This window comes from Capnocytophaga sp. oral taxon 863 str. F0517 (assembly GCF_000466425.1).
In the GTDB taxonomy this organism is placed as follows: Bacteria; Bacteroidota; Bacteroidia; order Flavobacteriales; family Flavobacteriaceae; genus Capnocytophaga.
In genome coordinates this window covers 1,259-1,912 of record NZ_KE992114.1, presented here as the reverse complement: position 1 = coordinate 1,912, position 654 = coordinate 1,259, and the positions used below count along the sequence as shown (strand labels likewise).

The following is a 654-nucleotide window of genomic DNA, read 5'->3' as shown; positions in this document are numbered from 1 at the left end:
TTTATACAGCTAAGGGTTGTGTACGAAAGTCTTTGAGGTTGAGGAAAAAGCCTCTGTAAGGAGTGAGCCCTTCTCTGAACAAGTTCCAAAGTAGGGAGCTTCCCATTTGTGAAAGAGTGGCGTTAATGAACAAATCTTGCTTGGTTAAGGCTTCGGCAAGGGAGCAACTTGGGGTATTTTCATTTTGTTCGGATTGTGTTAATAACTTTCCAAAGGCTTGGGTAATAGTAGGCAGGGTGTCTATGGGAGTAAAAGTATCGCTATGAGGTTGCTCAATGGCTTGTAAAGTACCTAAAATCGCTTGTCCTGAATGGGTGCTGTTGCCAAAATCTAACCAATACTTAGGGTTGTTGTGGTAGTGATGGGCTCGCTCTAAATGAGTGAGTACTTCCCCAATGTCAAAACGTGCCTTTGCGCTATCTACACACGAAAGGTAAATGCTTCCTCTCATTGTTTCTTCTTCAGAGGGAAAGGTCTCTGTGCTGAATAGCTGTGTTTGCGATCTCCAATCTGTACCAAAAAAGCGATTGATACGGCTTATTAGAGCAGTAGATTTGTACATTCCTAACTCACAAGCCGAAAAAAGTTGTCTGCCGAGATTGGCAGGGCTTACAAGGTCATTATCCCAAAGGGTTACCGATAACCCTGCGTGTC

General features: G+C 43.6%; 1 protein-coding gene. It reads right to left on the bottom strand.

Going from position 1 to position 654, the window contains the following annotated elements; all coding sequences use genetic code 11:
- Position 1: 1 nt before the first annotated feature.
- Positions 2–654, bottom strand: a 653-nt coding sequence (locus tag HMPREF1551_RS03855) for a PRTRC system ThiF family protein (protein ID WP_021627734.1), incomplete at its 5' end; no start/stop codon positions are given.